The sequence below is a fragment of the Yersinia proxima genome (genome assembly GCF_902170785.1).
Classification (GTDB): Bacteria; Pseudomonadota; Gammaproteobacteria; order Enterobacterales; family Enterobacteriaceae; genus Yersinia; species Yersinia proxima.
Genome location: NZ_CABHYG010000024.1, coordinates 17420 through 30154 on the forward strand (window position 1 = coordinate 17420; position 12735 = coordinate 30154).

Sequence of the window (12735 nt, forward strand, 5' to 3'; positions counted from 1 at the left end):
TTACAGTAAAACTCACCATCTAATTGGGAGAGCGCCATGCTGTATATCTTTGATCTAGGGAATGTGATTGTTGATATCGACTTCAAACGCGTATTGGGTGTTTGGAGTAAATTAAGCAGTGTTCCGTTGGCTACACTGAGTGAGCGCTTTACGATGGGAGAGGTCTTCCAGCAGCATGAGCGCGGTGAAATAAGCGATGAGGATTTTGCCCATCAGCTAAGTGACGAAATGGGGCTATCCTTGAGTTTCGAACAGTTTGCTGAAGGTTGGCAGGCGGTGTTTGTGGCTTTACGCCCTGAAGTCATCTCGAACATGCAAAAGTTGCGAGCCGAAGGGCATCGAGTGGTGGTGCTATCTAATACTAACCGTTTGCATTGCAATTATTGGCCACAGCATTACCCTGAAGTTGCAGCTGCCGCAGATCATATGTATTTGTCGCAAGATTTGGGGATGCGCAAACCTGAAGCCAGAATCTATCAACATGTATTGAATGCGGAGAACATTTCAGCAGAGCAGGCCGTATTCTTTGATGATGTTGAGGCGAATATTGTTGCCGCCAGAATCGAGGGTATTACTGGCATTCACGTCACCGACCGAAAGGTTATTCCAGCTTATTTTTCCTGATAAGTTATTACTCCAGACGCTAATGGGTTAGCCTTAAACATCACGCTAGCCCATAACCGAACCTAAACACCGGTATTGATTGAGAGATAAACATGGCGAGTTTTCTGCGTTTTCGCTTATCTGCATCTTTAAAACCCTACATTACGTTCGGACGAATGCTTTACACCCGAATAGATAAAGACGGGTTAACCATGCTGGCTGGGCATCTGGCGTATGTATCATTACTTTCTCTCGTACCATTGATCACGGTAATTTTTGCTCTATTCGCGGCTTTTCCGATGTTTGCTGATATCAGCATAAAATTGAAAGCCTTCATATTCGCCAATTTTATGCCTGCAACTGGCGATATTATCCAAAACTATCTCGAGCAATTTGTTGCCAACTCAAATCGTATGACAGTGGTGGGCACCTGCGGCTTGATTGTGACAGCGTTGCTGCTAATTTACTCCGTCGACAGTGTGCTCAACACTATCTGGCGCAGCAAGGTTCATCGGTCACTGGTATTTTCATTTGCCGTTTATTGGATGGTACTGACATTAGGGCCGATTCTCGTCGGGGCCAGTATGGTTATCAGCTCGTATTTGCTGTCATTGCAATGGCTGGCAAATGCCCAGGTAGATAGCATGATCGATGAGACATTGCGGCTATTTCCGTTGCTGATTTCCTGGGTTTCATTTTGGTTATTGTACAGTGTGGTGCCAACCGTGAGGGTGCCTGCGCGAGATGCCGTTATCGGCGCACTGGTTGCTGCATTATTTTTCGAGCTTGGTAAGAAAGGATTCACGATGTATATCACGCTGTTTCCGTCTTATCAGCTGATTTACGGGGTGCTGGCCGTTATCCCCATTTTATTTCTTTGGGTTTATTGGAGTTGGTGCATTGTGTTATTGGGGGCGGAAATTACGGTCACCTTGGGCGAGTATCGCGCGCAACGCCATCAGGCCATAACAGAGCAGAACCCGAGTCAAAGTCAGGAGATGTAAGGCATTATGATTGCGTTGATTCAACGGGCGCTTAGCGCCAATGTCGTGGTTGATGGGGAAGTGGTGGGTGAGATTGGGCCTGGATTGTTGATATTACTCGGTGTTGAACAAGAGGATACCGAGCAAAAAGCACAGCGCTTATGTGAAAAAGTTCTGGGCTATCGGATTTTTAGTGATGAGAACGACAAAATGAACCTGAATGTTCAGCAAGCGGGGGGCAGTGTGCTGGTGGTTTCACAATTTACACTGGTTGCTGATACTCAAAAGGGCATGAGACCCAGTTTCTCTCGTGGGGCTGCTCCCGCAGAAGCAGACAGGCTTTATCAGTATTTTGTTGCCCAGTGTCGCGAGCATGGTGTAAAAACGGAAACGGGATTATTTGCAGCGGATATGAAAGTTAGCCTGGTAAACGACGGCCCAGTGACGTTCTGGTTGCAAGTTTAAAGACGGAATTTCGCCCCAGATTGAAGATTACGACCTATACCCGTATCGGGATTTACTCAATTGCTACCTTCCTGTAACTCGAATTATTTAAGGTATAGATCTTATTGATAATTTTAAAGAGAGAATGCTCCTATGTATCACTTGCGTGTGCCGACAACAGAACAAGAACTTAAAGATTATTATCAATTCCGTTGGGAAATGTTACGCAAGCCGCTACATCAACCGATAGGTTCTGAAAAAGATGCTTATGACGCAATGGCCCATCACCAAATGGTGGTGGATGAGCAGGGTAAACCTGTCGCTATTGGCCGTTTATACATCAATGCCGATAACGAGGCTGCTATTCGCTTTCTGGCGGTAGACCCGTCAGTGAGATCTAAGGGGTTAGGGACGTTAGTTGCAATGACATTAGAGTCAGTCGCGCGCCAGGAAGGGGTCAAGCGGGTAGTGTGTAGCGCCCGCGAAGATGCGGTCGATTTCTTCTCAAAACTCGGTTTTATCAGTCAGGGGGAGATAACCGCCCCGCAGACTACGCCAGTTCGTCATTTCTTAATGATTAAACCGGTTGTGACCATGGATGATATTCTGCACCGCCCTGATTGGTGTGGTCAGTTGCAGCGAGCCTGGTATGACCATATTCCACTGAGCGAAAAAATGGGTGTACGCATTAGCCAATATACTGGGCAGCGTTTTGTCACAACCATGCCGGAAGCGGGTAATCAGAATCCACACCATACCTTATTTGCTGGCAGCCTTTTCTCATTGGCAACCCTGACTGGCTGGGGCTTGATTTGGTTATTACTGCGCGAGCGCCATTTGGGGGGCACAATTATTCTTGCTGATGCTCATATTCGCTACAGCGCTCCCGTTACCGGACGCCCAAGAGCGGTTGCTGAGTTAAGTTCACTCAGTGGGGATCTGGATCGATTAGCTCGCGGCCGCCGTGCCAGAGTACAGTTGGATGTGAACTTATTCGGTGATGAAGAGGCTGGTGCTGTATTCTCAGGAACTTACATGGTTCTGCCTGTCGAAGCAGGGAGTGATGGGGTTAACTAACTTTCAGTTTACCCGTTCATGAGTAACCGATGAGCGGGTAATTCAGTGAGTTATATATTCCTTTCTTTAGTTAAAATAAATATGGTGATATATTCACTCCATATTCCATAAGATTTCAGGTTTATTTCTTAAATTATTTCTCAATGTATTTTGTAGTAATTCGAGTAAATAATACACTAGACTGCGTGAGGGAATAGTTATTTAATCACTCAACACTCAGTGTTAACTTTAAAATAATAATTAATATTCTGTTTAATCTTAACAAGAAAACTTAATTATCAGATTATAAAATTGAATGATATTTGTAACCTTATAAATTAAGGAGATTTAAAAATGAATAATAAAGACTGGCATAGACAAGAAATATTAGCTGCTATACGTAAAAGGAAAGGCTCACTCTCAGCATTATCAAGAGATAACGGTCTATCCTCTGGGACACTGGCTAACGCATTAACTCGCCCATGGCCAAAAGGTGAAATGATTATCGCAGAAGCGATCGGTATCACACCACAAGAAATATGGCCAAGTAGATTTATTGATTATCGTGGATGTAGCATTATTAGAAAAATAAGGAAAAATTAAAAACAGGGAGATAAAGATAATGGAAGAATCACTCTTTAATTCACTTAAAATACTAATAAGATTCTGGGAGTGCAGTTCTGAACCTTGGGCGGTTAAAGATAGTCAATCAAGATATGTTTATGCAAATAAGAGATTACATAGATTATTAGCCTTACCTGATGAATTTAGTATGGAAGGACGAACAGATGGCGAGCTTCCTAGCCCAATATCAGAATTCCAAACTGAATATCAGGAGCATGACCGGAAGGTTAAGCTACTGCAAGATCGTATAACCTCGGTGGAAATACAGGTATGGGATGGGGGGACATGTTTCTATCCTTATTTTGTTGATAAGTATCCACTAATAGATGAACACGGAGTGTCGCAAGGTGTTATTTGTCATGGTAGACCAGTAGAGGATGTGGCATTAACACATTTAAATAAGATAAAAATACCAATATCCCTTATTTTAACCCCACAATTAGATCTGTTTTCAAAAAGAGAGTGGGAGGTGTTATTTTATGTTTTACATTCATTTTTAAGTGTGGAAATTGCGAAAAAGCTCCATTTATCATCAAGAACTGTCGATAATGTTACGCAGAAAATATATAAGAAGATGGGGGTTTCCAGCAGACAACAGTTGGTGGATTATTGTTATGAAAAGAAAATTAATAATTACATCCCGCAGAGTTTTTTTGAGTATTCAGGTTCTTTCCCGTTAATATAATGGAAATTTAAATATAACAGGAGGATAGAGTATGGATAACGTACTGAAGAACCAACTTGAAATGCTGATAAGATTTTGGGAGCGAAGTTCAGAACCCTGGGGAATAAAAGATAATCAATCTCGATTTATTTATGCTAACTCTAGGGTTAATAAATTATTCAATATTCCCGATAAGTACAATCTTGAAGGGAGGTTAGATGGCGAAATACCCACACCATCAGCAGATTTTCAAGTTGAATTTCAAGCACATGATCGCAAGGTAGAGTTATTACAAGAACGTATTACATCAGTTGACATACAGCTATACGATGGTTGCTCCTATTTCACCCCTTATTTCTGTGATAAATATCCTTTAATAGATGAAAATGGAATATCTCAAGGCACCGTTTTTCATGGACGACCAGTACAAGATATAATGCTAACCCGCTTAAATAAAATAAAAGTCCCGACGACGCTGATTTTTACTCCACCATCAGATTTATTCACAAAAAGAGAGTGGGAAGTATTGTTTTATATTTTACACTCATATTCAAGCAAGGATATTGCTAAAAAGATTCACTTATCCCCCAGAACAGTCAGCAATATTATTCAGAATATCTATAGAATTGTTGGTGTTTCCAACAAGCAACAGATGGTGGATTATTGCTATGAAAATAAAATTAATAATTATGTTCCTCAAAGTTTCTTCGAATACTCTAAATCTTTCCCCCTTATGTAGAAGTAACTTCCCGCCGATTACGTCATATTTCTCGTGATCGGCGGTTTGTGTTTCAAGTGATTGCTAACAGAATCTTGGGAGCACTGTTTAAGCTCGTTTACTGCCCTGCTACGGTCTGTATCTCACCATGCCGCATAGTTTGATTAACTTGTTGTCCGTGGCTGTCAGTGGCTTGTAGAGTGCCATTAATAGTGGGCTTCAATGGCATATCTGCTGTCAGGTTACCCGATATCTGTAATTTCAGATTACCAAGCCCTTGTAGCGGTAAGGCTGGCCAGCCCCAGTTTTGTAAGATATTAAGGTCGACAGATCGGCCAGTCAGCGCAAGGGATAACGCTCTGCCAGGTGTTTGATCAATAGCCGCAGTAGATTCCAGTAACCCCTCTTTGGTGAACGCACTTAAATCACTAACCGTAATCTGCTGTTCATTGGCGCTTAGAGCCAATGATGGGCGGCGGACATCATTTTTATTAAAAGTCGCATTCCCGGCATTTAGCATTAATGAGCCTGACCACATCCCCCACTGATGGTTTTTTGCCAGCAGTAAATTAATCCCGGCAGCATCCAGCGACGTAATTTGGAACGGGAAATCCGGACTAATATCAATTAATAAGTTACGGTTAGCATTCAACTTACTGATATAAACCTCAGACAGCCAGTTTGGTAGCGTTTGTTGCCATTGCTGTTTCCAGTCCGTGGGTAGGGTATAAACTAGAGCTACCAGTGTCAGCTCATCAAGTTGTAGTCGGTGGCTATCACGCAGCCAACTTCCCTTGGTTCTCAATAGACCATCTTGCCAGCGTGTAGAGAACTGATTAATTGCCACCCCAGTTGGCGATAACGTAAACGTCGCGATAGGATCAATCAGATGAATATTACCTTTAATAATGTCACCAGCATTAAGGGATAATTCACCGTCATCACTTTGCCAGTCGCCTTGCTTAAACGTGATATTTTTCAGCGTGAGATCTAAATCATTAAATGCCCAGCTTTTCCCTTCAACACGCGCATCAATTAAATCAAATCGTTTTAGCGTGATAGGAGGGAGCTGTAAAAATGTATTCCAGACATCTTCTAATGTCGCAGGAGTTTGTAGACGGATATTACTCAAGCGCAGGCGGTCGACCAGCCAACTACCGTCAGCCGATTGACTGGCACTTCCAGTCAGTTCTCCTTGCGCGATATCAGCCCCGAAGTTACTAAAAGTTAGGGCATTTTTCTGTATTGAGCCTTGTAGATACAATTTTTCAGCTGTGATGCCATTAATGGTCAAAGAGCCGGCGCTAAACTGAAATTGAGCATTTTCGCCCAGACTATTTCCGGGCAATGGTTGCCAAGGGATCAACCCGCCATTGACTTGCTGGCCTGTTACTTTCCATTGGCCTGCCTTATTTTGCGGTTCAATAGTGGTATTCAGCGCCATATTGGTCAGCCGTAAGGTATCAGCCTGCAAAGGTAATGGTGAGGTACTGTTATTGAGCGCTAAGCGCCCATTTTGCAAATTGAGGCTGAGGAAATGACGAGGTTCAGTCAGTTGTCGCCAACTCAGACCCAATATGGCTTGCTGGGCAATAAGAAATGCGGGTTGATTGGTTCGACCTAGCGTGACATCAGTAAAGCTGACTTGCCCAGGTTGGGACCATGAGTGATCTATTTTCCCCAGAGAGAGGCGATATTCGCTGTTATCACTCACCCAGCGGCTTAGCCAACCGGCAGCCCAACTGGTCTGAAGCAGCACGTAGCACAGCACTATCGACAGCACTAGTAGCAGTAATAACGTTAGCAGCACTTTCCCGAGAAATTTCATCCGGTATTTCCACGCCTGTCTGTATACGGAACTCTGTTTATGCCGCAAATTGCCCATTAGCTCAATAGACAATCAGTTATCGGAGCATAAAAAAATAGCCGGTGTCATTTACGACCGGCCATTTCAACAACGTGTTAACGCAAAGATTATTTTTCTTGTGGGAAGATGAGGTTAAGTACGATGGCAGTAATACCACCGGCAGCAATCCCGGAAGAAAGCAGGGTTTTGATCCAATCAGGTGCAAATTGCAGAATCAGAGGTTGCTGCGCCACGCCCATCCCGACAGCTAATGACAACGCCATAATCATAATTGCGCGACGATTAAGGGTTTCGCGTGACACGATACGCACACCGGAAGCGGCAATTGTGCCGAACATCACAAGAGTGGCACCACCCAGCACAGGCTCTGGGATATGTTGTACGAACCCAGCGACGGCCGGGAACAGACCCAGCACAATCAGCATCAGTGCGACAACAAAACCGACATAACGACTGGCAACGCCGGTTAATTGGATAACCCCATTATTTTGGCCGAAGCAGGAGTTAGGGAAGGTATTGAACACGGCTGATAGCATGGAGTTCAAACCATTCGCCAAAACACCACCTTTTAAGCGCTTCATATACAGCGGGCCATGAACGGGTTGCTCTGATACATCCGAGGTCGCCGTAATATCCCCGATGGTCTCAAGTGAGGTCACCATGAAGATAAGCATTAATGGCACCAAGAGGTTCCAGTCAAAAGATAAGCCATAGTATAGAGGCGTCGGGATAGTGATCAGTGCGGTGTCAACGACAGGGCGGCTTTCGGGCAGCATGCCCAGCGCCCAAGCCAGCAGGTAGCCCACAGCCATGGCGATAACCAGTGAGGCGACACGCAGGTACGGGTTGCGCTGGCGGTTTAATAAGATAATGACCACGAGTACTGCGCCCGCCAACATGAGGTTTTTAGGTGAACCAAATGTATGGTCGCTCATCGCACCATATCCGCCACCAATAGATGTCAGCCCAACCTGAATCAATGACAGGCCGATAATCATCACCACGATACCGGATACCAGTGGGGTGATAATGCGCCGCGCCAGATGCAGGAAACGGGACAATATAATTTCAGTACAAGATGCGACCATCAAAGTACCGAACAGGGCTGCCATCATGGTCGGGATATCCGCTCCGCCATTTTTCAATGCCAAACCACCCATAATCAGTGGAGAAACAAAGTTAAAACTGGTGCCCTGAATGGATAACAGGCCAGAACCAACCGGCCCCCAGGTTTTAATTTGCAGCAGTGATGCCAGACCGGAGGCAAACAGTGACATGCTAATAATACGTTGAGTATCTTCCGCTGGCAGTCCCAGAGCCTGACAAATCAATAGGCCAGGAGTTATCACTGCAACAAACATAGCCAATAAATGTTGGCATGCAGCAAACAGAGTTTGAGCGAGTGGGGGGCGGTCTTCTAAACGATAAATTAATTCGCTAGGGCGAGTAGTTGCCTGCTGTGGTGTATCAAGTTCGGCGGATTGCGTAGACATGGAGTGGCATTCCCGGATCGGCAAAGAGGGCATTTTAATGATCCGCCTCACAAAAGCAATCGGTTGCGCTGCATTTTTTTAAATATTTATACCCATGCTTGTTCATGTTTTTCTATTACTAAACTTGTAATTAGAGGCATTTTTTTTTCTAATCCCCCCTCTTACTGTTTTGGCGTTTATTAAGGAACTGTCTAACGTCATATTTTTATTCGATATTTCAATCGCATGGAGTACCAAGATGTTTCATCTCGATACCTATGGCACGCTAGTTGCGGCCTGTTTGGTTTTATTGTTAGGCCGAAAACTTGTACAAACTGTCCCTTTTCTAAAAAAGTACACCATTCCTGAACCGGTTGCAGGAGGTCTGTTGGTAGCTTTTATGATGCTGCTGATACAAAAGACCCTTGGCTGGGAAATCAGTTTTGATATGTCGCTGAAAGATCCCTTGATGCTGGCATTCTTTGCAACAATCGGCTTGAATGCTAATCTGGCCAGTTTACGTGCCGGCGGCAAGGCCTTGAGTGTGTTTGTCTTTGTGGTCGTCGGCCTGCTACTGGTGCAGAACGCGATTGGTATTGCTCTCGCGAAACTGATGGGGTTAGACCCGCTAATGGGTTTATTAGCTGGTTCAATTACTCTATCAGGTGGGCACGGCACGGGGGCAGCGTGGAGTAAAGTGTTTGTTGAGCGCTATGGCTTTGAAAATGCAACGGAAGTGGCAATGGCATGCGCAACATTTGGTTTGGTGCTGGGGGGGTTGATTGGCGGCCCGGTGGCGCGCTATTTGGTAAAACACTCTTCCACTCCAGATGGCACCCCAGAGGACAGCGAAGTCCCTTCAGCTTTTGAAAAGCCCTCTGCTGGCCGTATGATCACCTCATTGGTATTGACTGAAACTATCGCCATGATCGCGATTTGCCTCATGGTTGGCCAAGTGATTTCTGCCGGGTTGCAGGATACGATGTTCGAATTACCGACCTTTGTTTGTGTGTTATTTGTTGGGGTTATTCTCAGTAACACACTGTCGGCAATCGGCTTCTATAAAGTGTTTGATCGCGCAGTCTCGGTGCTGGGTAATGTCAGTTTGTCTCTGTTCCTGGCAATGGCTTTGATGAGTCTAAAGTTGTGGGAGCTGGCATCATTGGCATTGCCGATGTTGGTGATTCTGTCGGTACAGGCATTGGCGATGGCACTGTACGCTATCTTCGTTACTTATCGGTTGATGGGCAAAAACTATGATGCGGCAGTGTTAGCTGCGGGGCATTGTGGTTTCGGTTTAGGCGCGACACCGACGGCTATTGCCAATATGCAGGCCATTACTGACCGTTTCGGCCCATCGCATTTAGCCTTCCTGGTTGTGCCAATGGTTGGTGCGTTCTTTATTGATATCGTCAATGTTATCGTGATTAAGCTGTATCTGTTACTGCCAATCTTCCCCGCAATCGTGGGATAATTCTGTTGTAAGTTAATAGTCTTAAGGGGCGGTTTTATCCGCCCTTTATTCATCAAGCATTGGTATAACGTGTTCGCTCAGGTAGCCAGCGTTCTATCAATGCCTGTGCATGTTCGGGATATTGTTGATGTAGGTGCCGAGCTACCCGTTGCACTTCTGGGATCATTGCCTGGTCACGTAGTAAATCAGCCACTTTAAACTCGGCACTGCCGGTCTGACGTGTGCCTAAGAGTTCACCGGGGCCACGTATTTCCAAATCCCGCTGAGCAATAACAAAACCATCATTACTGTCGCGCAACACTTGCAAACGCATTTGAGCTGTTTTGCTCAGCGGCGTTTTATACAGCAAAACACAGTGTGAAGCGACAGCACCACGGCCAACACGGCCACGTAACTGATGTAATTGTGCTAATCCTAATCGCTCTGGGTTATCGATAATCATCAAACTGGCATTTGGAACATCAACCCCAACCTCAATTACTGTAGTGGCAACCAGTAACTGCAATTCACCTTGCTTAAAGGCTAACATAACAGCTTGTTTTTCTGGCCCTTTCATCCGGCCATGAACCAAACCAACTTTAATCTCCGGCAAGGCGATTTTCAGCTCTTCGCAGGTGACTTCAGCAGCCTGAGCTTCTAACAGTTCAGATTCTTCAATTAAGGTACAAACCCAATAAGCCTGCCGCCCTTCTTCTAAACAGGCATTTTTGACCCGTTGAATCACATCACTGCGGCGAGTATCCGGAATTGCCACTGTTGTGACCGGTGTTCTACCCGGTGGCAGTTCGTCGATTACTGAGGTATCAAGATCAGCATAGGCCGTCATGGCCAGAGTGCGGGGAATGGGCGTTGCGGTCATAATCAACTGGTGCGGATGGAAGCCTTGCTCCTCACCCTTTTCCCATAACGCGAGCCGCTGATGAACACCAAAACGATGCTGCTCATCAATAATAACGAGAGCTAATCCTGAGAATTGCACTTGTTCCTGAAACATGGCGTGAGTCCCCACGACCATAGAGACTTGGCCGCTCGCGACCGCTTCTTGTTGTGCCAGGCGCGCCTTGCCTTTTTGTTTCCCAGCCAACCAGCCAACTTCCAAACCTAAAGGCTCCAGCCACTGGCGGAAAGTATTCGCATGCTGTTCAGCCAGTAATTCAGTCGGCGCCATCAATGCAACCTGCTTACCGTGCGCAATAGCGCGCAGTGCAGCCAGTGCCGCAACCAGAGTTTTGCCAGAACCCACATCCCCTTGAATCAGCCGCATCATGGGGAAGTTGTGCGTCATATCTTGTTCGATTTCGGCCACGACCCGTTGCTGGGCATGGGTTGGCGTGAAGGGCAATGCCGCAAGAAAACGTCGTTTAAGTTGTTCTTCAGGTAACAGTGGTAGCGCCCGATAGCTCTGCGCTCCCGCTCTGACTGCCAGCATGCTGAGGTTATGGGCTAGCAACTCTTCCATTATTAAGCGCCGCTGTGCGGGATGTTTGCCCTGCTCTAAATCAGCCAGTTGAATATCTGCTGGTGGACGATGCAAAGTATGAATAGCTTCTGGCAAGCTGATCAGCGAGCGGCTTAATTCAATCGGTAGCAATTCGGCAATAACACTGGAGTCCAGCATCGCTAGCGCTTGATCAATCAGTTTACGCAGCGTTGCCTGGCGAATGCCTTCCGTGGTGGGGTAAACGGGGGTCAATGACTCCTGCAATTCAACGCCAATATTTTCGCCATGCACCCGATATTCAGGATGAATGATTTCCGGGCCAGTATTACCCCGTTTAGCTTCACCATAGGCAATTACATGCTTGCCTGGAGATAAGCTATTTTTCATCGCGGCATTGAAATTGAAAAAGCGCAGGGTAAGCACACCGCTGCCATCGCTGATTTGGCAGGTCATCATGCGGCGGCGGCCAAAACTGATATCTGAACGGAGAACTTCACCTTCAACAGTGACCGACAGTCCGGGCAACAGATCGCCAATTCGGTATAACCTGGTGCGATCCTCATAACGTAACGGAAGGTGAAGCAACAAATCTTGAATGGTTTCCAGCCCCATCTTCGCCAGCTTTCCAGCCTGACTTGCGCCAACACCGGAAAGTGTACTGAGGGGTACGGCATCCAGTAGGCGGCCTCTCATTTAAGCCCCCGTGGATTGCATGGCAGACCACCATTGCGCATCGGCAATAACCTGACCCTGCTCATCAATATAAGGCTGAGGAAGCCCTTTACGTTTAGCCACTTGTGCCAGTACCGGGTAGCCACCTTCAAATAATAGCCGCTGTTGCTCATCTTCTGACAAAACACTCTGAGTTCGCTGATACATACCGGCATTCTGCCGTTGGCGCTGCGCTTCATATAAAATTAGCGCTGAAGCGACTGATACATTCAGTGATTGCACCATCCCGATCATCGGAATAATGATGTCTTTATCTGCCATGGCCAAGGCTTCTTTAGATATACCGGTTTTTTCCTGTCCCATTAAAATACAGGTTGGGCGGGTATAATCAATTTCACGGAAATCTACTGCTTTATCAGACAGATGAGTCGCGAGTATTTGCATGCCCTGCGACTTCAGATGAGTAATGGCATCGGTAATATGCGAGTGTGTTTTTACCTGAACCCAACTGTTGCTACCGGCAGCCGAAGAGAGCCGAGTGTACATTGCAGGGGTAGGCCAAATCGCATGAATCTGATGAATACCGACGGCATCAGCAGTGCGAATAATCGCGGATACATTATGAGGTTTATGTACTTCTTCCAGGCAAACCGTTAAGTCCGGTTGCCTGGTCGCAAGCATTTCACAAATCCGCGCATAGCGTTGAGGATTCATAGG

Annotated in this window: 12 protein-coding genes; 8 read left to right on the forward strand and 4 right to left on the reverse strand. The window is 45.9% G+C overall.

The window, feature by feature from the left end:
• Positions 1-36: 36 nt before the first annotated feature.
• From yihX to FTB31_RS20985, 7 genes are all read left to right on the forward strand, one after another.
• Positions 37-624, forward strand: a complete 588-nt coding sequence (gene yihX / locus FTB31_RS20955; RefSeq protein ID WP_227731756.1) for a glucose-1-phosphatase — start codon at positions 37-39, stop codon at positions 622-624.
• 92 nt (positions 625-716) lie between these two features.
• Positions 717-1607, forward strand: a complete 891-nt coding sequence (locus FTB31_RS20960) for a virulence factor BrkB family protein (RefSeq protein WP_077175565.1) — start codon at positions 717-719, stop codon at positions 1605-1607.
• A 6-nt stretch (positions 1608-1613) separates the two neighbouring features.
• Positions 1614-2051: a D-aminoacyl-tRNA deacylase gene (gene dtd / locus FTB31_RS20965; RefSeq protein WP_050076910.1), complete on the forward strand. Its 438-nt coding sequence runs from the start codon at positions 1614-1616 to the stop codon at positions 2049-2051.
• A 132-nt stretch (positions 2052-2183) separates the two neighbouring features.
• Entirely contained in the window at positions 2184-3107 is a 924-nt protein-coding gene (gene fabY / locus FTB31_RS20970) for a fatty acid biosynthesis protein FabY (protein ID WP_227731757.1), read from the forward strand.
• Positions 3108-3440: 333 nt separating this feature from the next.
• On the forward strand, positions 3441-3689 hold the full coding sequence (locus FTB31_RS20975) for a helix-turn-helix domain-containing protein (RefSeq protein ID WP_050076912.1): 249 nt from the start codon (positions 3441-3443) through the stop codon (positions 3687-3689).
• Between the two features lie 19 nt (positions 3690-3708).
• Positions 3709-4395: a helix-turn-helix transcriptional regulator gene (locus FTB31_RS20980; protein WP_050076913.1), complete on the forward strand. Its 687-nt coding sequence runs from the start codon at positions 3709-3711 to the stop codon at positions 4393-4395.
• Between the two features lie 31 nt (positions 4396-4426).
• A complete protein-coding gene (locus FTB31_RS20985; protein WP_227731758.1) occupies positions 4427-5113 on the forward strand; it encodes a helix-turn-helix transcriptional regulator in 687 nt (228 codons plus the stop codon).
• A 97-nt stretch (positions 5114-5210) separates the two neighbouring features.
• On the opposite strand, the gene FTB31_RS20990 is transcribed toward FTB31_RS20985, so the two are convergent.
• Positions 5211-6920 carry an AsmA family protein gene (locus tag FTB31_RS20990; protein WP_227731759.1) on the reverse strand — a complete coding sequence of 570 codons (1710 nt, stop codon included), beginning with the start codon at positions 6918-6920 and terminating at the stop codon, positions 5211-5213.
• Between the two features lie 146 nt (positions 6921-7066).
• Positions 7067-8452: a uracil-xanthine permease family protein gene (locus FTB31_RS20995; RefSeq protein ID WP_019080334.1), complete on the reverse strand. Its 1386-nt coding sequence runs from the start codon at positions 8450-8452 to the stop codon at positions 7067-7069.
• 238 nt (positions 8453-8690) lie between these two features.
• Between FTB31_RS20995 and gltS the strand changes: the two genes are divergently transcribed.
• Positions 8691-9905, forward strand: a complete 1215-nt coding sequence (gene gltS, locus FTB31_RS21000) for a sodium/glutamate symporter (RefSeq protein ID WP_227731760.1) — start codon at positions 8691-8693, stop codon at positions 9903-9905.
• A gap of 52 nt (positions 9906-9957) precedes the next feature.
• Here gltS and recG read toward each other — a convergent pair whose 3' ends face one another.
• Both recG and trmH read right to left on the reverse strand, forming a co-directional pair.
• Entirely contained in the window at positions 9958-12039 is a 2082-nt protein-coding gene (gene recG / locus FTB31_RS21005) for an ATP-dependent DNA helicase RecG (RefSeq protein WP_019080332.1), read from the reverse strand.
• Positions 12040-12732 carry a tRNA (guanosine(18)-2'-O)-methyltransferase TrmH gene (trmH, locus tag FTB31_RS21010; protein ID WP_139343747.1) on the reverse strand — a complete coding sequence of 231 codons (693 nt, stop codon included), beginning with the start codon at positions 12730-12732 and terminating at the stop codon, positions 12040-12042. It abuts the gene before it with no gap.
• Between the last annotated feature and the right edge of the window lie 3 nt (positions 12733-12735).